The sequence below is a fragment of the Citrobacter sp. Cpo091 genome, from assembly GCF_030332645.1.
GTDB lineage: Bacteria > Pseudomonadota > Gammaproteobacteria > Enterobacterales > Enterobacteriaceae > Citrobacter > Citrobacter portucalensis.
This window is the reverse complement of the sequence record NZ_JAOWHL010000028.1, coordinates 1189891-1209983: the sequence shown is the minus strand read 5'-3', so window position 1 is coordinate 1209983 and position 20093 is coordinate 1189891. Positions and strand designations below refer to the sequence as shown.

The window sequence follows — 20093 nt, the reverse complement described above, 5'->3', positions numbered from 1 at the left end:
GATTCGAACCCCCGATACGTTGCCGTATACACACTTTCCAGGCGTGCTCCTTCAGCCACTCGGACACCTCACCATATTGTATTGCTGCCTGACCGCTTGGGGGGCAACGGGGCGCTACTATAGGGAGTTGCGCTAAAACGGTCAAGCAGAATTTACGTGTTAACTCTCGTTTGGTTACGCAATATACATATTCCTCCGCCCAGGCAGGCGCGGAGGAAAGGATTAGCGCTGAGAGTCCAGTTTTTCGCCGCTGGTCACGACTTCCTGAGCTTTGCTGTAGCTTTCGATCAGCAACTGATAAGCCGGGAAGACTTTGGTATACACTTCCGCCCATTCGGCGGCGTCTTCACGGTTCCAAGTGCCCTGAATTTCAGAAGCGACTGCGGCGGTATCCATCGGCACGACGCCAGCCTGAACAACACGAGCCAGGGTGATTTCCTGCGCCATTTTGCTGTAAGTACCGGAAGCGTCGATCACAGCGAAAACCTTATAGCCTTCCGCAACCGCGCTGATAGCAGGGAAAGCCATGCACACGCTGGTAATCGTACCGGCGATAATCAGCGTTTTACGACCCGTTGCTTTGACCGCTTTCACGAAATCTTCGTTATCCCAGGCGTTGATTTCGCCTTTACGCGCCACGTATTGGGCATGCGGCGCATTGGCGTGGATCTCAGGGATCAGCGGGCCGTTAGGTCCCTGCGGTACGGATGCCGTGGTAATCACCGGCATCTTCGCCAGAGTCGCCATTTTAGCCAGCGCGGCGGCACGCGCACGCAGTTCTGGCATTGGCATGTCGCCGACGGTCTGGAACAGCCCGCTCTGATGATCGATAAGCAGCATGACGGAATCATTCACATCGATGACCGGACGTGAACCATTAAAGTTTGCAGGACTGGACATATTCTTCTCCTTCGATTCAGATTTGGCCAAAGCGGCCGGAGTTAAAATCGCGTACGGCTTCAGCGATTTCTTGTTTCGTGTTCATTACAAACGGACCGTAACCTACAATCGGCTCGTTCAACGGTTCTCCAGAAAGCAGCAGCACGCTGGCATCGCTGGAGGCTTCAATATGCAGCGTTTTCCCCTGCTGGCTCAGCACCACCAGTTGCGCTTCGCTGGCAGATGTAGTGCCGTTTACGGTGATATTCCCTTTCAATACCACCAGGGCAGCGCTCCATCCTTCCGGCTGGGACAACGTGAGCTGATGATTACGTTGCAAACGCATATCCCAGACGTTCAGCGGAGAGAAGGTATGTGCCGGGCCTTTTGTATCCTGATAGCTGCCCGCAATCACACGAACGCTCCCTGCTTCATCTGGCAGGGCGACAGTGGGGATCACATCGCTGCTGATGCCCTGGTAACCCGGAACGGCCATTTTGTCTTTTGCTGGCAGATTGACCCACAGCTGTACCATTTCCAGTTCGCCACCCTGACGGGTAAATTCAGGTGAATGGAACTCTTCGTGTAATATTCCTGCTCCTGCGGTCATCCACTGCACGTCGCCGGGGCCGATAATGCCGCCGCGACCGGTTGAATCACGGTGTTCAACTTCGCCGCTGTAAACGATGGTCACCGTCTCAAAACCACGGTGAGGGTGTTCGCCAACGCCGCGTTTTTCGTTACCCGGCGTAAACGTATGTGGACCGGCGTAATCCAGCAGCAGGAACGGACTTAGCTGCTCAGCATGAGACTGGTAAGAAAACATCGAGCGAACCGGAAATCCATCGCCAACCCAGTGTGGGCGAGGTGCGGTGTAGACGCCTGTTACTTGTTTCATATTTGTCTCCTCTGTGGCGTTATCTTGATGTGAATAAGCTTATATTCATGACAGCGAGCTGAGTAGTAGCTAAAATAGTCCTCACTGTCTCATAAATAGGACAATTAGATGACAAAGCCGGATCTCAATGATTTTGCATGGTTTGTACATGTTGTAGAGGAAGGGGGATTCGCGGCGGCGGGTCGGGCGCTTGATGAACCGAAATCAAAACTAAGCCGACGGATAGCGCAACTGGAAGAGACGCTGGGAGTTCGACTGATTCAGCGAACCACCCGCCAGTTTAACGTGACTGAAGTTGGACAAACCTTTTACGAACACTGTAAGGCGATGCTGGTGGAAGCGCAGGCAGCGCAGGATGCGATTGCCGCGTTACAGGTTGAACCGCGTGGCGTGGTGAAGTTGACGTGTCCGGTCACGCTGCTGCATGTGCATATCGGGCCTATGCTTGCCCGTTTTATGGCGCGTTATCCTGACGTATCAGTGCAACTGGAGGCCACTAACCGCCGCGTGGACGTGGTTGGAGAGGGTTTGGACGTGGCGATTCGCGTCAGGCCCCGACCATTTGAGGATAGCGACCTGGTGATGCGTGTGCTGGCGGACAGGGGGCATCGTTTGTATGCCAGCCCGCAGTTAATCGAGCAAATGGGAACGCTACATTCTCCGGCGGAGCTGACGCGTTGGCCTGGCCTGAGTCTGGCGACGGGTAAACATGTGCATCGTTGGGAGTTATTCGGGCCGCAGGGCGCACGTGCGGAGGTGCATTTCACGCCGCGTATGATCACCACCGATATGCTGGCGTTACGTGAAGCCGCAGTTGCCGGTGTGGGGGTAGTTCAACTTCCACAGCTGATGGTAAAAGATCAAGTAGCCGCGGGTGAACTGGTGGCATTGCTCGACGGCTGGGAACCGAAGCGAGAAATAATTCACGCAGTCTTTCCATCACGCAGGGGATTATTGCCGTCAGTACGCACATTAGTGGATTTCTTAACGGAAGAATATGCGCGGATGATTGAGGATTAAATACCTGACCTTGGCCCACAAAAAAGGCCGGTTAAACCGACCTTTTATTATCTGGACGCCATTCGGGCGTTAAAAACAATCAGCGACTACGGAAGACAATGCGGCCTTTGCTCAGGTCGTACGGGGTCAGCTCAACAGTCACTTTGTCGCCCGTCAGGATGCGGATATAGTTTTTACGCATTTTACCGGAGATGTGTGCAGTAACCACGTGACCGTTTTCTAACTCTACGCGGAACATGGTATTAGGTAACGTATCGAGAACGGTACCCTGCATTTCAATATTGTCTTCTTTGGCCATCTAATCCTCTGGGGTATCACTACCGTAATTTGAACCGGCAAGATAATGCCGAAGTTCTTTTAATAAGTAAAGATTTGTGCGTTTAAAACACAGCAAATCGGGTTTGGCGCATTACTCTAACCACACACGGCAAAGCCGCACTTAAAGCGCAACGTGTAAGGGAACGAGGAGATAAACGATAGGCGTTGCCTGACGCGAACTGTTCCTTAACGGCGGCGGGGTAATGGGCTAAACCAACTCTGCGCGACAATTATAACACCCCGACAAAAAATGTGCCGAAAACATTCACCCCTGAGGCGAAAATAACGTCCTGGGAACCCAGAAATGGCTCGGTAGCCGCTGCTGGCGCAGTCTGCTCAGGTGTTCAAGGTACTCCCGACGTGGGGTTTCGACGGCGCCCAGCGAAGCTGTGTGGCTATTTATTACCTGGCAGTCGATTAATTTTCCGCCCTGACGGATAAATTCAGCGCAAAAAACAAGCAGTGCGGTTTTGGACGCATTTTCCTGACGGCTGAACATTGATTCGCCACAAAATAGCGTACCTTGCGCCACGCCATACATACCGCCCACTAATTCATTTTGTCGCCATACTTCAATGGAGTGCGCATGGCCCAGCTCGTGCAGGCGATGGTAGGCGTCCACTACATCATGCGTTATCCAGGTGCCTTCTTCCCGGTCGTTCGCGCAGCCTTCAATCACCTGACCGAACGCGTAATTGAGCGTCACGCGATAAGGCGAGTTTTTATGAAAACGTTTCATGCTGCGGCTGAGATGAAATTTCTCGGGCCAAAGAATGGCGCGTGGATCGGGCGACCACCAAAGGATGGGGTCGCCAGGTGAAAACCACGGGAAAATTCCGCGCTGGTAGGCCATTAACAGTCGAGCTGGACTGAGATCGCCGCCAAGCGCCAACAAACCGTTAGGCTCGCGTAAAGCGCCTTCCGGTGAAGGGAAGGCTATAGAATGGCGGGACAATTGCACCAGGCGCATGACAGCGAAACTCCACTACGCGAGTTTGATCGTTCAATAATAGCTTACAGACGTTGCTTAAACTGGTAATAACGCCCCTGCCGGGCTAACAAATCTGCGTGATTACCTTGCTCAATAATGTGTCCGTTGTCCATCACTATTATTTGATCAAAACGTGACAAGCCGCGCAGACGATGTGTGACCATCAGCACGGTTTTATCGCGCATGACATCGCCAATTAATTCAAGCATTTGGCTTTCCGTTGTGGCATCAAGCCCTTCGGTAGGCTCGTCCAGCAGCATCAGCGGAGCATCGTGCAACAAGGCGCGGGCGATAGCCAGACGACGGAGCTCGCCGCCAGAAAGCTGACGACCACCTTCACCCAACCATGCATTGAGTCCATCGCCTTCAAGCAGTTTATCCAAACCGACGCGGCACAGGATTGCGGATAACGCTTCATCGCTGGCCTGCGGAGCTGCCAGCAGCAGGTTATCGCGAAGCGTCGCGCTGAACAGGTGCACGCGCTGTGGCACGACGCTGATGCTCTGGCGCAGCGCGGCTTCACTGAGGGCTGAAATCGGCTGCTCATTAATCAGAATTTCGCCGTGCTGCGGATCCCATGCGCGGGTCAGCAATTGTAGTAACGTTGACTTACCGCAGCCGGTGCGACCGAGAATCGCAATGTGTTCACCGGGCTGAGCCTGCAGCGAAAGGGTGTCGAGCGCTTTTTGTGCTTGCCCCGGATAGCTGAATGAAACATCGCGTAGCGTGAGAGTGACCTGCTCAGAAACTGGAGAACCGGCATCCGGGAAGGTGACTTCTGGCTGCTGTTCGGTCAGTTCGGTGATGCGCAGCGCAGAGGCAATAACCTGTCCGAGATGCTGAAATGCCCCGGTGACGGGGGCCAAAGCTTCAAACGCGGCCAGCGCACAGAAGACAAACAGCGCGATCAGCGCGCCAGGCTGGGTATTGCCACCCACGCCGCCGGAGGCCATCCATAACATCACAACCACTGCCAGTGCGCCGACTAACAGCATGACCGCCTGTGATAGCGCCGTTAATTCAGACTGACGTCGTTGGGCTTCGTGCCACTGCAACTCGGTGGCTTCCATTTGGGCGCGGTAACGTTCACTGGCGCCAAAGATGGTCAATTCAGCCTGGCCCTGCAGCCAGGATGTTAACTGCTGACGATACTGCCCACGTAAATGCGTCAAGCTTTGCCCGGTGCTTTTACCTGCCTGATAAAAGAGTGGGGGCAAGATAAATAAGGTCAGCAGCATAATACCGCCGAGAGTGATAGCCAGCGTGAAATCGAGAACGCTTAGCCCCAGCGTGACCACCATGATGACGACAAAAGCGCCCACAAGCGGGGAGAGCACGCGCAAATAGAGATGATCGAGCGTGTCGACATCCGCCACCACGCGGTTAAGCAATTCACCTTGTCCATAACGGGACAGGCCAGCAGGGGAGAGCGGCAGCAGTTTGCTGAAGGTATAAATACGCAAATGTTGCAGCACGCGGAACGTCGCGTCGTGGCTGACCAATCGCTCGAAATAGCGGCCCGCGGTTCGGGTGATTGCCGCACCGCGCACCCCGGCAGCAGGGAGCATATAGTTAAAACTGTAAATCCCGGTGACACCCACCACAGCAGAAGCCGACAGGAACCAGCCGGAAAGCGTCAGCAAACCAATACTTGCCAGCAGTGTGACGATCGCCAGAACGATCCCCAGGGTTAACATCCATTTGTGACGTTTATACAGCGTCAGATAAGGTAGCAAAGCGCGCATTTAAATGTCCTCCTGACGATGAGCCAGTAATGTCGCAAACGCCCCGTTGGCTGCGCTAAGTTCGGCATAAGTGCCTTGTTCAACGATCTGTCCGTCCTGCATCACCCAGATAACGTCCCAGTCGGCAAGATCTTCAAGTTGGTGTGTCACCATCAGCGTGGTCTGGCGGCGTGATGCTGCTTTCAATGCCTGCATCACGCGTTGTTCGCTATGTGCATCAAGGCTGGCGGCGGGCTCGTCAAGCAGCAACAACTGACATGGATTGAGTAAGGCGCGAGCCACGGCAACGCGCTGCGCTTGTCCGACAGAAAGTCGAGCAGCCTGATCGCCTACTGGTATATCCACACCCTGTGGCAGAAGTGGTAAAAACTCACTGACCCAGGCGCTGTCGAGTGCGGCTTGCAGCTGTTCTTCGCTGGCATCGGGGCGAGCGAGCAGCACGTTATCGCGTAACGTGGCGGCAGGGAGCTGCGGATTTTGTCCAACCCAGGACAGCTGTTTGCGCCAGCAATCAGGCGACAGGTCGCGCAGCTCAAAGCCGTTAATCCGCAGCGATCCCTGATAAGAGAGAAAACCGGACAGGACATTGAGCAACGAACTTTTGCCGGAGCCGCTGCGGCCAACCAGCACCGCGCGTTGGCCCGCTGGCAGGGTAAAGTTGAGCGGACCTGCAAGCACTTTACCTTCCGGCGAGGTGATGACCAGATCTTCTGCTTCAATTGAAACTGCGTCTTTTGTTGTCAGCTCAATATCGCCACGCTCAGGATGTGCAAGCGGGGTTTCCATGAAGGTTTTCAGACTGTCTGCTGCACCAACGGCTTGTGCTTTGGCGTGATAAAACGTGCCCAGATCGCGCAGGGGTTGGAAAAATTCCGGCGCCAGAATGAGCGCCAGGAAGCCAGCAGCCAATGTGACGCCCGTCCCGTAGTGGCCAAAATCGAGTTCACCGAGGTAGGAAAAACCGAAGTAAACCGCGACCAGTGCGATGGACAGGGAGGTAAAGAACTCAAGGACACCGGATGACAGAAACGCCAGGCGCAGGACTTCCATGGTGCGCTGGCGGAAATCCTGTGACGCTGCGCGGATGCTTTCTGTTTCGGCTTCACCGCGGCCAAAGATTCTTAGCGTTTCCATGCCCCGCAGGCGATCGAGGAAATGGCCACTGAGGCGAGCAAGAGCTTGAAAGTTGCGGCGGTTAGCATCGGCTGCACCCATACCAACCATCGCCATAAACAACGGGATCAGCGGGGCAGTTCCAAGCAGAATAAGGGCGGCTACCCAGTTTGACGGGAATACCGCCGCCACGATCAATAAGGGGACGCATACGGCCAGCGCCATTTGCGGCAGATAACGTGCATAGTAATCATGCATGTCATCAATCTGTTCCAGAATTAGCGTAGCCCAGCTCCCGGCTGGTTTACCTTGTATCCAGGCGGGACCTGCTTGTTGCAGACGGTCAAGCACCTGGCGGCGAATCTCAAAGCGGATATGTTGGCCAGCATGAAACCCGACGCGTTCACGTAACCAGACGACCCATGCTCGCAGGATGAAAATCAATACCAGCACAATGAAAGGGAGCAGAAGCGCCTCTCTGGGGATATTGTCCATGATCATATGGTCGAGAATTCGGGCCATGAGCCAGGCCTGAGCGACAATTAACAGGCCGCTCACGAACCCCAACAGGCGTGAAATGTTCAGCCATCGTTGGGAAATTACACTTTGATGTTTTAACCAGCGGGTCAGCTCTTTTTGACGGGTTTTATTCATTGCACGCTTAGCAGGTGAGTTATTGGAATTTTTGGGCGGGACAATGTTACAACGAGGCAAAAATAAAGGCGACTTATAGTCGCCTTTTTACTTTTGTTACTGATTTGTAAAACTTATTTGCAAGCGTCTGCCAGACCGTCGAGATAACGCTCTGCGTCAAGCGCAGCCATACAACCGGTGCCTGCTGAAGTGATCGCCTGGCGATAAATATGGTCCATCACATCACCGGCGGCGAATACACCCGGAATGCTGGTTTGGGTGGCGTTACCATGAATACCGGACTGAACTTTGATGTAGCCATTTTCCAGTTCAAGCTGACCGTCAAAAATGGCGGTATTCGGGCTGTGGCCGATAGCGACAAACAAGCCTGCAACGTCAAGTGACTCGACGTTGTCAGTGTTTTGCGTATCGCGCAGGCGCAGTCCGGTTACGCCCATTTGATCGCCGGTCACTTCTTCCAGTGTGCGGTGGGTATGCAGCACGATGTTGCCGTTTTCGACTTTATCCATCAAACGCTTGATCAGGATTTTCTCGGCGCGGAAGCTGTCGCGACGGTGAATCAAATGCACTTCAGATGCGATATTCGCCAGGTATAGCGCTTCTTCAACAGCAGTGTTGCCGCCGCCGATCACCGCAACTTTTTGGTTACGGTAGAAGAAACCGTCGCAGGTCGCGCAGGCGGAAACGCCACGGCCTTTGAAAGCTTCTTCTGAAGGCAGCCCCAGGTAGCGTGCTGACGCACCGGTGGCGATGATCAGTGCGTCACAGGTGTATTCACCGCTGTCGCCGGTCAGACGGAAAGGGCGGTTTTGCAGATCAACTTTGCTGATATGATCAAAAATAATTTCAGTTTCAAATTTGGTCGCATGTTCGTGCATGCGTTCCATCAGCAATGGGCCTGTGAGATCGTGCGGATCGCCAGGCCAGTTCTCCACTTCTGTTGTTGTGGTCAACTGACCACCTTTTTCCATACCGGTAATCAGTACCGGTTGCAGGTTCGCGCGTGCAGCGTAGACCGCAGCGGTATACCCCGCAGGGCCAGAGCCCAGAATAAGAAGTTTACTGTGTTTGGTTGCGCCCATGAGATCCCCATAGTTGTTAGCAGGCAATGAGCAGGATTGTAGGGAATTTACAGGCGTAAAAAAAGAGTATGGCGATTTTGTTAACAATATGTGTAATAGCGGGAACCGATGAACGGCAGAATTAGTCGTAATACTATAACGATTTCTACTTAAAATCGGTCAGTTATAAGGTGATAAAATGACGATTTTCCATCACTGCGAATGAATAACTGGCATGTTGTACTAAAAATCGATGTTTTGCTTTGACAATCCCCTGCTGTTTTGCGAAAACATTCAAGGAAGAAAAAAACTGTGTCATGTATGTGCTGCATAATCATGCATGTAGATACCATGTTTACCGTGTTAGCGAAATCTACGCATGGTGTGGACAGATGCCATTCGTGATGTCGATAGCCGCCGACAGGCAACGGTCTTCTCACCATAAACCCAGACATTGCGAACCGAAAATCCCTCTGGGTTGCGGTTTATTTTGATGGGTAGCGACTCTGAACAGTGATGTTGGTAGAGTCAGGCAGGAGTAGGGAAGGAATACAGAGAGACAATAATAATGGTAGATAGTAAGAAGCGCCCTGGCAAAGATCTCGACCGTATCGATCGTAACATTCTTAATGAGCTGCAAAAGGATGGGCGTATTTCTAACGTCGAGCTTTCTAAACGTGTGGGACTTTCACCAACGCCCTGCCTTGAGCGTGTGCGTCGGTTGGAAAGACAGGGTTTTATTCAGGGCTATACAGCGCTGTTAAACCCGCATTATCTGGATGCATCACTTCTGGTTTTTGTTGAGATTACTCTGAATCGTGGCGCCCCGGATGTGTTTGAACAATTTAACTCTGCAGTACAAAAACTTGAAGAAATTCAAGAGTGTCATTTGGTTTCCGGTGATTTCGACTATTTGCTGAAAACACGCGTACCGGATATGTCGGCATACCGTAAGCTGTTGGGGGAAACCCTGCTGCGTCTGCCTGGCGTGAATGACACACGTACTTATGTAGTAATGGAAGAAGTCAAACAGAGCAATCGTCTGGTAATTAAGACGCGCTAACACGGAACAGGTGCAAAATCGACGCAGTTTGATTACACTCCTGTTAATCCATACAGCAACAGTGCCGGGGCAACCCGGTGCTGTTGTCCGTTTTAGCATCGGGCAGGAAAAGCCCGAAACCTGGAGAGCCGTTTTTGAGCCAGGAATACACTGAAGACAAAGACGTCACATTGACGAAGTTAAGCAGCGGGCGCCGACTTCTGGAAGCGCTACTGATCCTTATTGCCCTTTTTGCCGTCTGGTTGATGGCTGCCTTACTCAGCTTTAACCCTTCGGATCCCAGTTGGTCGCAAACCGCGTGGCATGAGCCTATCCATAATCTGGGTGGAATACCTGGAGCATGGCTGGCGGACACGCTGTTCTTTATTTTTGGCGTCATGGCCTACACCATCCCCGTCATCATTGTCGGTGGCTGCTGGTTTGCCTGGCGACATCAGGCCAGCGACGAATACGTCGATTATTTTGCCGTCTCGCTACGCATTATTGGCGTTCTGGCGCTGATTCTCACTTCCTGCGGGCTGGCCGCAATTAACGCCGATGACATCTGGTATTTCGCCTCTGGCGGCGTGATCGGCAGTCTGCTCAGCACCACGCTACAACCATTGCTGCACAGCAGCGGCGGCACGCTGACGTTGTTGTGCATTTGGGCAGCGGGATTAACACTGTTCACCGGTTGGTCATGGGTGAGCATTGCGGAAAAACTGGGCGGCTGGTTACTCAATATCCTGACGTTTGCCAGCAACCGTACCCGCCGCGACGATACCTGGGTCGATGACGAAGAATATGAAGACGAAGAAGAGTCTGTCGACGCCGCTGATGGCAAACCCCATGAATCGCGCCGAGCTCGTATCCTGCGCGGTGCGTTAGCGCGCCGTAAACGTCTGGCGGAGAAATTTACCAACCCGCTTGGTCGTCATACCGATGCGGCGCTGTTCTCCGGCAAACGCATGGATGATGAAGACGAAATTGAATACAGCGCCCGTGGCGTGGTTGCCGATCCTAATGATGTGCTGTTTTCCGGTAATCGCGCGACGCTGCCTGAATATGACGAACTTGATCCACTGCTTAACGGCCACTCGGTGACCGAGCCTGTGGCTGCAGCAGCTGCAGCTACAACAGCCGCTCAGGCCTGGAGCGCACCGGTCGATCCGTTACTGCAAACGTCACCCGTGACCAACACTGTTATGGAGCAACCAGTCCCAACTGTGGCCTGGCAACCCGTGCCTGGCCCGCAAACCGGTGATGCCGCGATTGCACCAGCGCCTGAAGGTTATCCGCAGCCAGCCCAGTACGCGCAACCTCCGGTGCAGCAGCCGTATGAGCCATGGCAACAACCGGTTGTGGAGCAGAGTCCGCAGCCGCAATATTACGCACAGCAGCCCGTTGAACCTGTTTATACGCAGCCTGTCGCGCCGCAGCCGGAACCTGTTTATCAGCCGGAGCCCGTGCTGCAACCTGTCTATCAACAGGATCCGACCTCTCAACAGAACACCGCATTCCAGCAGCCTGGTTATCAGCCGGAGCCTGTGCAGCAACCTGTTTATCAGCAGGATCCAACTTTTCAACAGAGCACTACGTTCCAGCAGCCTGTGGTTGAACAACCAACAGTGGTGGAACCTGAGCCGGTGGTTGAAGAAGTTAAACCGACTCGTCCGCCGCTCTATTACTTTGAAGAAGTCGAAGAGAAACGTGCGCGTGAGCGTGAGCAACTGGCCGCATGGTATCAGCCGATTCCAGAACCTGCTCAGGAGCCTGAGCGTGTTAAGCCGTCTACGCCATCTATGCCGACGCCTGCATCCATACCACCCGTTGAGTCTGTTGCTGCCGTTGCACCGCTGGCCGCTGGCGTAAAAAGCGCCGCGTTAGGGGCAGGTGCCGCTGCCGCAGCACCTGTCTTTAGCCTTGCAGGCAGCGGTACGCCGCGTCCGCAGGTGAAAGAGGGCATTGGCCCGCAGTTGCCGCGTCCGAATCGTGTGCGCGTGCCTACTCGTCGTGAACTGGCTTCATATGGCATAAAACTGCCGTCACAGCGTATGGCTGAAGAGAAAGCGCGCGAAGAGCAGCTTGATACAGATGCGTATAGTGACGATGAAATGGATGCAATGCAGCAGGACGAGCTGGCACGTCAGTTCGCTCAGTCGCAGCAGCATCGTTATGGCGAAGAGTATCAGGACGAAACCCACCAGACTGATGACGAAGATTCAGCCGCAGAAGCGGAACTGGCTCGCCAGTTTGCTTCTTCTCAGCAGCAGCGTTATTCCGGTGAACAGCCTGTCGGAGCGAATCCGTTCTCCCTCGATGACTTTGAATTTTCGCCAATGAAAACGCTGGTGGATGAGGGGCCGCATGAGCCGTTGTTTACGCCTGGCGTAATGCCGGAGCCCGCGCCGCAGTACCAGGAACCAGTTGCGCCGCAGCAGCATTATCAGCAACCGGCGCAGCCAGTTGCACCGCAACAGCACTATCAGCAACCGGCACAGCCAGTTGCACCACAGCAGCATTATCAGCAACCAGCGCAGCCTGTTGCACCGCAGCAGCACTACCAGCAACCGGTGCAGCCAGTTGCATCGCAGCAGCATTATCAACAGCCAGCGCAGCCAGTTGCACCGCAGCAGCATTATCAGCAGCCAGCGCAGCCTGTTACACCGCCGCCGCAGGATAGTCTGATCCATCCGCTGCTGATGCGTAATGGGGATAGTCGTCCGGCGCACCGTCCAAGCACGCCGCTGCCATCGTTAGATCTGCTCACGCCGCCGCCGAGCGAAGTTGAGCCGATAGATACGTTCGCACTGGAACAAATGGCACGTCTGGTGGAAGCGCGTCTGGCGGATTTCCGCATTAAAGCCGATGTGGTGAACTATTCTCCTGGCCCGGTGATTACCCGCTTTGAGCTTAATCTGGCTCCAGGGGTTAAAGCAGCGCGTATTTCTAACCTGTCACGAGATCTGGCGCGTTCATTGTCGACCGCGGCGGTACGTGTGGTCGAGGTTATTCCAGGCAAACCGTATGTCGGACTGGAGTTACCGAACAAAAAACGTCAAACCGTCTATCTGCGAGAAGTGCTGGATAACGCTAAATTCCGTGATAACTCATCTCCGCTGACTGTGGTGCTGGGCAAAGATATTGCAGGCGAACCGGTGGTGGCCGATCTGGCTAAAATGCCGCACCTGCTGGTGGCAGGGACAACCGGTTCCGGTAAGTCTGTTGGGGTGAACGCCATGATCCTCAGCATGCTGTACAAAGCGCAGCCGGAAGACGTTCGCTTTATCATGATTGACCCGAAAATGCTGGAACTTTCTGTTTATGAAGGTATTCCACATCTGCTGACTGAAGTTGTGACCGACATGAAAGATGCCGCCAATGCCTTGCGTTGGAGCGTCAATGAAATGGAACGTCGCTACAAACTGATGTCGGCGCTTGGCGTGCGTAACCTTGCCGGTTATAACGATAAGATTGCTGAAGCCGCCCGTATGGGACGTCCGATTCCAGACCCATACTGGAAGCCGGGCGACAGCATGGATGTTCAGCATCCGGTGCTGGAAAAACTGCCGTATATCGTGGTGTTGGTGGATGAATTCGCTGACCTGATGATGACTGTTGGCAAAAAGGTGGAAGAACTAATCGCTCGTCTGGCGCAAAAAGCGCGTGCGGCGGGTATCCACCTGGTGCTGGCAACCCAGCGACCGTCAGTTGACGTTATCACTGGTCTGATTAAAGCGAACATCCCGACGCGTATCGCATTTACAGTGTCCAGTAAAATTGACTCGCGTACCATCCTTGACCAGGGCGGTGCGGAATCGCTGTTGGGTATGGGTGACATGCTTTATTCTGCACCAAACTCGACGATCCCTGTACGTGTGCACGGCGCCTTTGTACGCGATGAAGAAGTTCACGCGGTGGTTCAGGACTGGAAAGCGCGCGGCCGTCCGCAATACGTTGATGGCATTACTTCTGACAGCGAAAGCGAAGGCGGCGGTGGCGGCTTTGATGGTGGCGAAGAACTGGATCCGCTGTTCGATCAGGCGGTGAACTTTGTTACTCAGAAACGCAAAGCCTCAATCTCCGGCGTCCAACGTCAGTTCCGTATCGGTTACAACCGAGCGGCGCGCATCATCGAACAGATGGAAGCGCAGGGAATAGTCAGCGAACAAGGGCATAATGGTAATCGTGAAGTGCTGGCTCCGCCGCCCTTCGAATGATTGCAAAGTTAAGTAATTCAGTATTTTCTACTTTCCTCATGCTGATTTTTGGCCTGAAATGGATAGCAGAGGGATCTCCCCGTTGGGAGTGACGTATTTTGAGGAATAACGATGAAAAGAATCGCAATCACCTGTGCATTACTGTCTAGCTTTGTGGTGAGCAGCGTCTGGGCTGACGCTGCCAGCGACCTGAAAAGCCGTCTGGATAAAGTCAGCAGCTTCCATGCCAGCTTTACTCAGAAGGTCACGGACGGTAGCGGCGCTGCGGTGCAGGAGGGTCAGGGCGACTTATGGGTTAAACGCCCTAATCTTTTTAACTGGCATATGACGCAGCCTGACGAGAGCATCCTGGTTTCCGATGGTAAAACGCTGTGGTTCTTTAACCCGTTTGTTGAGCAGGCGACTGCGACCTGGTTGAAAGACGCCACGGGCAACACGCCGTTCATGCTGATTGCGCGTAACCAGGCCAGCGACTGGCAACAGTACAACATTAAGCAAAACGGCGACGATTTCGTGCTGACGCCAAAAACCAGCAGCGGTAACCTGAAGCAGTTTACTATCAATGTTGGGCGGGACGGGACGATCCATCAGTTCAGTGCCGTTGAGCAAGACGATCAGCGCAGCAGCTATCAGCTGAAATCTCAGCAGAATGGTGCGATTGAACCTTCGAAATTCACCTTTACCCCGCCGCAAGGTGTAACGGTTGACGATCAACGTAAGTAGAGGCGTGTGAGTGAGCAATCTGTCGCTCGACTTTTCTGATAATACCTTTCAGCCACTGGCCGCACGTATGCGGCCAGAAAATTTAGCGCAGTACATCGGCCAGCAGCATCTGCTGGCTGCGGGTAAACCCTTGCCGCGCGCCATCGAGGCCGGGCACCTGCACTCTATGATTTTATGGGGTCCGCCGGGGACGGGGAAAACCACGCTAGCCGAAGTTATTGCCCGTTACGCTAACGCCGATGTTGAACGAATTTCGGCGGTCACGTCTGGTGTAAAAGAAATTCGTGAAGCGATTGAGCGGGCGCGTCAGAATCGTAACGCGGGTCGACGTACGATCCTGTTCGTGGACGAAGTTCACCGTTTTAATAAAAGCCAACAGGATGCGTTTTTACCGCATATTGAAGACGGTACCATCACGTTTATTGGCGCCACCACTGAAAATCCCTCGTTTGAACTGAACTCGGCACTGTTGTCGCGGGCGCGTGTTTATTTACTGAAATCGTTAACCACCGACGATATTGAACAGGTGCTGGACCAGGCGATGTCAGATAAAGCCCGTGGTTACGGTGGTCAGGATATCGTACTGCCACCAGAGACGCGTCGGGCGATTGCCGAACTGGTGAATGGCGACGCGCGGCGAGCGCTGAATACGCTGGAAATGATGGCCGATATGGCCGAAGTTGATGATTCTGGCAAGCGCGTATTGAAACCAGAATTGCTCACTGAAATTGCCGGTGAACGCAGCGCACGCTTCGATAATAAAGGCGATCGTTTTTACGATCTCATCTCCGCATTACACAAATCGGTTCGCGGCAGCGCCCCGGATGCGGCACTTTATTGGTATGCGCGCATCATTAGTGCAGGCGGTGACCCGCTGTATGTTGCCCGTCGCTGTCTGGCCATTGCCTCTGAAGATGTCGGCAATGCCGATCCTCGCGCCATGCAGGTGGCAATTTCCGCATGGGACTGCTTTACCCGCGTGGGACCCGCGGAAGGTGAACGAGCGATTGCACAGGCGATTGTTTATCTGGCCTGCGCGCCGAAAAGTAATGCGGTTTACACCGCCTTTAAAGCCGCGCTGGCTGATGCCCGCGAACGTCCGGATTACGACGTGCCGGTTCACCTGCGCAATGCGCCAACTAAGCTGATGAAAGAAATGGGCTATGGTCAGGAGTATCGTTACGCCCATGATGAACCAAATGCCTACGCCGCCGGAGAAGAGTACTTCCCGCAGGAAATGGCACAAACGCGCTATTATCACCCCACAAACAGAGGTCTTGAAGGCAAGATTGGCGAAAAGCTCGCCTGGCTCGCCGGACAGGATCAAAATAGCCCTATAAAACGCTACCGTTAGTGTTATCGTTGCGGTAATGTTGTCTCTGTATCCCTGTGACCGCAGGCTGTGGTCACTTTCTCCTATTTTAATTCGATAAGCACAGGATAAGCATGCTCGATCCCAATCTGCTGCGTAATGAGCCAGACGCAGTCGCAGAAAAACTGGCAAGCCGGGGCTTTAAGCTGGATGTAGATAAGCTGCGCGCTCTTGAAGAGCGTCGTAAAGTTCTGCAGGTACAAACTGAAAACCTGCAGGCAGAGCGTAACTCTCGATCGAAATCCATCGGCCAGGCAAAAGCGCGCGGGGAAGATATCGAGTCTTTACGTCTGGAAGTGAACAAACTGGGCGAAGAGCTGGATGCCGCGAAAGCTGAACTTGATACCTTACAGGCCGAGATCCGCGACATTGCGCTGACCATTCCTAACCTGCCAGCGGACGACGTTCCGGTGGGTAAAGATGAAAATGACAACGTTGAAGTCAGCCGTTGGGGTACGCCGCGTGAGTTTGATTTCGAAGTGCGCGATCACGTTACCCTGGGTGAAATGCACACAGGTCTTGATTTTGCCGCTGCGGTTAAGCTTACCGGCTCTCGTTTCGTCGTGATGAAAGGGCAGATCGCGCGCATGCACCGTGCGCTGTCTCAGTTCATGCTGGATCTGCATACCGAACAGCATGGTTACAGCGAAAACTACGTTCCGTATCTGGTTAACCATGACACGCTGTACGGAACAGGGCAACTGCCGAAATTTGCTGGCGATCTGTTCCACACCCGTCCGCTGGATGAAGAAGCTGACAGCAGCAACTATGCGCTGATCCCAACGGCAGAAGTTCCGCTGACCAACCTGGTTCGCGACGAAATCATTGACGAAGATGCGCTGCCGATCAAAATGACCGCGCATACGCCGTGCTTCCGTTCTGAAGCAGGTTCTTACGGTCGTGATACCCGTGGTCTGATCCGTATGCACCAGTTCGATAAAGTTGAAATGGTGCAGATCGTTCGCCCGGAAGACTCTATGGACGCTCTGGAAGAGATGACCGGCCATGCCGAGAAGGTTCTTCAGCTGCTGGGCCTGCCGTACCGTAAGATCATCCTGTGCACAGGCGACATGGGCTTCGGCGCATGCAAAACGTACGATCTGGAAGTGTGGATCCCGGCGCAGAACACCTATCGCGAAATCTCCTCTTGCTCCAACGTGTGGGATTTCCAGGCTCGTCGTATGCAGGCGCGTTGCCGCAGCAAATCCGACAAAAAGACCCGTTTAGTACATACGCTGAACGGTTCCGGTCTGGCGGTTGGACGTACGCTGGTTGCGGTGATGGAAAACTATCAGCAGGCTGATGGCCGTATTCAGGTTCCGGAAGTGTTACGTCCGTACATGAATGGCCTGGAATTTATCGGCTAAGCTACCTTTCTTTGCTAAAAAAGCGCCTCAGGGCGCTTTTTTTATGCCCGTTTGACGTCGGACAATAACGCCTACCTCCATAGGAGTAATACTGCCTTCGAATGAAAGTCAGTATTTATCTCTGTCTTTTCGCAAATTCAGTATCTACCAGTCTGTATATTGATATTAACTCTATATAAAAATCTATATAACGAGTATTTCTCTTTTGTTTATTGTGAGCAGCAGAGTGAGCCACTATGAAAACTAAGATCCCCGATGCCATGCTGGCAGCTGAGGTCAGTCGCCGAGGTTTGGTGAAAACGACGGCGATAGGCGGACTGGCGGTGGCCAGTAGCGCGTTTACCCTGCCATTTACCCGTATTGCAAATGCTGCAGAAGCCCTTAATCCGACACAGGCCAATGAGAAAGTCATATGGAGCGCGTGTACGGTGAACTGTGGTAGCCGCTGTCCTCTGCGTATGCACGTGGTAGACGGTGAAATAAAGTATGTTGAAACCGACAACACCGGTGATGACAACTATGACGGCTTGCACCAGGTCCGCGCCTGTCTGCGTGGTCGCTCCATGCGTCGTCGCGTTTATAATCCCGACCGGCTGAAATACCCGATGAAACGCGTCGGCAAACGTGGAGAAGGCAAATTTGAGCGCATCAGTTGGGATGAAGCCTACGACATCATTGCCAGCAATATGCAGCGTCTTATTAAAGACTACGGCAACGAGTCTATCTACCTGAACTACGGCACGGGTACGCTGGGCGGCACCATGACGCGCTCGTGGCCGCCGGGTAAAACGCTGGTAGCACGGTTGATGAACTGCTGCGGCGGCTACCTTAACCACTACGGTGACTACTCTTCAGCGCAAATCGCTGCCGGGTTGAATTACACCTACGGCGGCTGGGCTGACGGTAACAGCCCGTCCGACATTGAAAACAGCAAGCTGGTGGTTCTGTTCGGGAATAACCCTGGTGAAACCCGTATGAGCGGGGGTGGGGTAACCTATTACCTTGAACAGGCGCGACAAAAATCCAATGCCCGCATGGTCATTATCGATCCCCGCTACACGGATACCGGCGCGGGTCGTGAGGATGAATGGATCCCGATCCGCCCAGGTACCGATGCGGCATTGGTGAATGGTCTGGCGTATGTGCTGATCACCGAAAACATGGTTGATCAACCGTTCCTTGATAAATACTGCGTGGGTTACGACGAGAAAACCTTACCGGCCGACGCACCGAAAAACGGTCACTATAAGGCGTATATTCTTGGGCAGGGCAAAGACGGTATCGCCAAGACCCCGGAATGGGCAGCGCAAATTACCGGTATTCCTGCTGATCGAATCGTCAAACTGGCACGTGAAATCGGTAGCGCTAAACCGGCATATATCAGTCAGGGGTGGGGACCGCAGCGTCATGCTAACGGTGAAATAGCGACCCGTGCCATTTCTATGCTGGCAATCCTTACCGGTAACGTTGGGATTAACGGCGGCAACAGCGGGGCGCGTGAGGGCTCATACAGTTTGCCGTTTGAACGTATGCCTACGCTGGAAAACCCAGTCGAAACCAGCATCTCTATGTTTATGTGGACGGACGCCATTGAGCGAGGTCCGGAGATGACGGCGCTGCGTGACGGTGTTCGTGGCAAAGATAAGCTCGATGTTCCGATTAAGATGATCTGGAACTATGCCGGTAACTGTCTGATTAACCAGCACTCTGATATCAACCGCACACATGAAATCCTACAGGATGATAAGAAGTGCGAGATGATCGTTGTCATCGACTGCCATATGACCTCCTCGGCGAAATACGCGGATATTTTGCTGCCGGACTGCACCGCTTCGGAGCAGATGGACTTCGCACTGGATGCCTCCTGCGGAAATATGTCGTATGTGATTTTCACCGATCAGGCGATCAAACCACGCTTCGAATGCAAGACTATCTACCAGATGACCAGTGAGCTAGCGAAACGCCTTGGTGTTGAGCAGCAGTTTACAGAAGGTCGTACTCAGGAAGAGTGGATGCGTCATCTGTACGAGCAGTCGCGCAAAGCCATTCCTGAACTGCCAACGTTTGAAGAATTCCGCAAGCAGGGGATCTTTAAACAGCGCGACCCACAGGGACATCACGTGGCCTACAAGGCGTTCCGTGAGGATCCTAACGCCAATCCGCTGACCACGCCGTCAGGTAAGATCGAAATTTATTCGCAGCAGCTTGCCGAGATCGCGTCAACCTGGGAGCTGCCGGAAGGTGATGTGATTGATCCACTGCCGATTTATACCCCAGGTTTTGAGAGCTTAAACGATCCGCTGGTGGAGAAATTCCCTCTGCAGTTGACCGGCTTCCACTATAAGTCTCGCGTCCACTCGACCTATGGCAACGTGGATGTTCTGAAAGCATCCTGCCGTCAGGAAATGTGGATCAACCCGATGGATGCACAGCGACGCGGCATTAACAACGGCGACAAGGTGCGCATCTTTAACGATCGTGGTGAAGTGCACATCGAGGCGAAAGTAACGCCACGTATGATGCCTGGCGTGGTGGCATTGGGCGAAGGGGCGTGGTATGACCCGGACGCAAAACGCGTGGACCAGGGCGGTTGTATTAACGTCCTGACGACCCAGCGTCCGTCTCCTCTCGCGAAGGGGAACCCATCACACACGAACCTTGTTCAGGTTGAAAAGGTGTAAGGAGTAACC

14 protein-coding genes are annotated in these 20093 nt (G+C 53.6%); 7 read left to right on the top strand and 7 right to left on the bottom strand.

Annotated features, from left to right (window positions below):
• Positions 1-222: 222 nt before the first annotated feature.
• Together OGY04_RS09300 and OGY04_RS09295 are read right to left on the bottom strand one after the other, a co-directional pair.
• Positions 223-900 (bottom strand): isochorismatase family protein, encoded by a 678-nt coding sequence (locus OGY04_RS09300; protein WP_003831673.1) that lies wholly within the window; start codon positions 898-900, stop codon positions 223-225.
• A 16-nt stretch (positions 901-916) separates the two neighbouring features.
• Positions 917-1777, bottom strand: coding sequence for a pirin family protein (locus OGY04_RS09295; protein WP_286585154.1), 861 nt, complete (start codon positions 1775-1777; stop codon positions 917-919).
• Between the two features lie 108 nt (positions 1778-1885).
• Here OGY04_RS09295 and OGY04_RS09290 point away from each other — a divergent pair, with 108 nt between their 5' ends.
• Positions 1886-2797: a LysR family transcriptional regulator gene (locus OGY04_RS09290; protein WP_003831675.1), complete on the top strand. Its 912-nt coding sequence runs from the start codon at positions 1886-1888 to the stop codon at positions 2795-2797.
• Between the two features lie 79 nt (positions 2798-2876).
• Here the strand turns inward: OGY04_RS09290 and infA are convergent, their stop codons facing one another.
• The 5 genes from infA to trxB all read right to left on the bottom strand — a co-directional run bounded on the left by infA (position 2877) and on the right by trxB (position 8700).
• Entirely contained in the window at positions 2877-3095 is a 219-nt protein-coding gene (gene infA / locus OGY04_RS09285; protein ID WP_002211347.1) for a translation initiation factor IF-1, read from the bottom strand.
• Between the two features lie 285 nt (positions 3096-3380).
• On the bottom strand, positions 3381-4085 hold the full coding sequence (gene aat / locus OGY04_RS09275; RefSeq protein ID WP_286585153.1) for a leucyl/phenylalanyl-tRNA--protein transferase: 705 nt from the start codon (positions 4083-4085) through the stop codon (positions 3381-3383).
• Between the two features lie 44 nt (positions 4086-4129).
• Complete coding sequence (gene cydC / locus OGY04_RS09270) at positions 4130-5851, bottom strand: heme ABC transporter ATP-binding protein/permease CydC (protein WP_286585152.1); 1722 nt, start codon at positions 5849-5851, stop codon at positions 4130-4132.
• Entirely contained in the window at positions 5852-7618 is a 1767-nt protein-coding gene (gene cydD / locus OGY04_RS09265) for a heme ABC transporter permease/ATP-binding protein CydD (protein ID WP_286585151.1), read from the bottom strand.
• A 113-nt stretch (positions 7619-7731) separates the two neighbouring features.
• Positions 7732-8700 carry a thioredoxin-disulfide reductase gene (gene trxB / locus OGY04_RS09260; protein WP_003831889.1) on the bottom strand — a complete coding sequence of 323 codons (969 nt, stop codon included), beginning with the start codon at positions 8698-8700 and terminating at the stop codon, positions 7732-7734.
• A 547-nt stretch (positions 8701-9247) separates the two neighbouring features.
• On the opposite strand from trxB, the gene lrp reads away from it, so the two are divergent.
• From lrp to dmsA, 6 genes are all read left to right on the top strand, one after another.
• Complete coding sequence (lrp, locus tag OGY04_RS09255) at positions 9248-9742, top strand: leucine-responsive transcriptional regulator Lrp (RefSeq protein ID WP_002439523.1); 495 nt, start codon at positions 9248-9250, stop codon at positions 9740-9742.
• A gap of 134 nt (positions 9743-9876) precedes the next feature.
• Positions 9877-13941, top strand: coding sequence for a DNA translocase FtsK (gene ftsK / locus OGY04_RS09250; RefSeq protein WP_286585150.1), 4065 nt, complete (start codon positions 9877-9879; stop codon positions 13939-13941).
• A gap of 111 nt (positions 13942-14052) precedes the next feature.
• Complete coding sequence (gene lolA, locus OGY04_RS09245) at positions 14053-14664, top strand: outer membrane lipoprotein periplasmic chaperone LolA (RefSeq protein ID WP_003831898.1); 612 nt, start codon at positions 14053-14055, stop codon at positions 14662-14664.
• A gap of 10 nt (positions 14665-14674) precedes the next feature.
• Positions 14675-16018, top strand: a complete 1344-nt coding sequence (rarA, locus tag OGY04_RS09240) for a replication-associated recombination protein RarA (RefSeq protein ID WP_003836910.1) — start codon at positions 14675-14677, stop codon at positions 16016-16018.
• 92 nt (positions 16019-16110) lie between these two features.
• The gene (gene serS / locus OGY04_RS09235; RefSeq protein WP_003831902.1) at positions 16111-17403 is read left to right on the top strand and encodes a serine--tRNA ligase; all 1293 of its coding nucleotides are present in this window, start codon (positions 16111-16113) and stop codon (positions 17401-17403) included.
• A 236-nt stretch (positions 17404-17639) separates the two neighbouring features.
• Positions 17640-20084, top strand: a complete 2445-nt coding sequence (gene dmsA / locus OGY04_RS09230) for a dimethylsulfoxide reductase subunit A (RefSeq protein WP_286585149.1) — start codon at positions 17640-17642, stop codon at positions 20082-20084.
• The last annotated feature ends 9 nt before the right edge of the window (positions 20085-20093 follow it).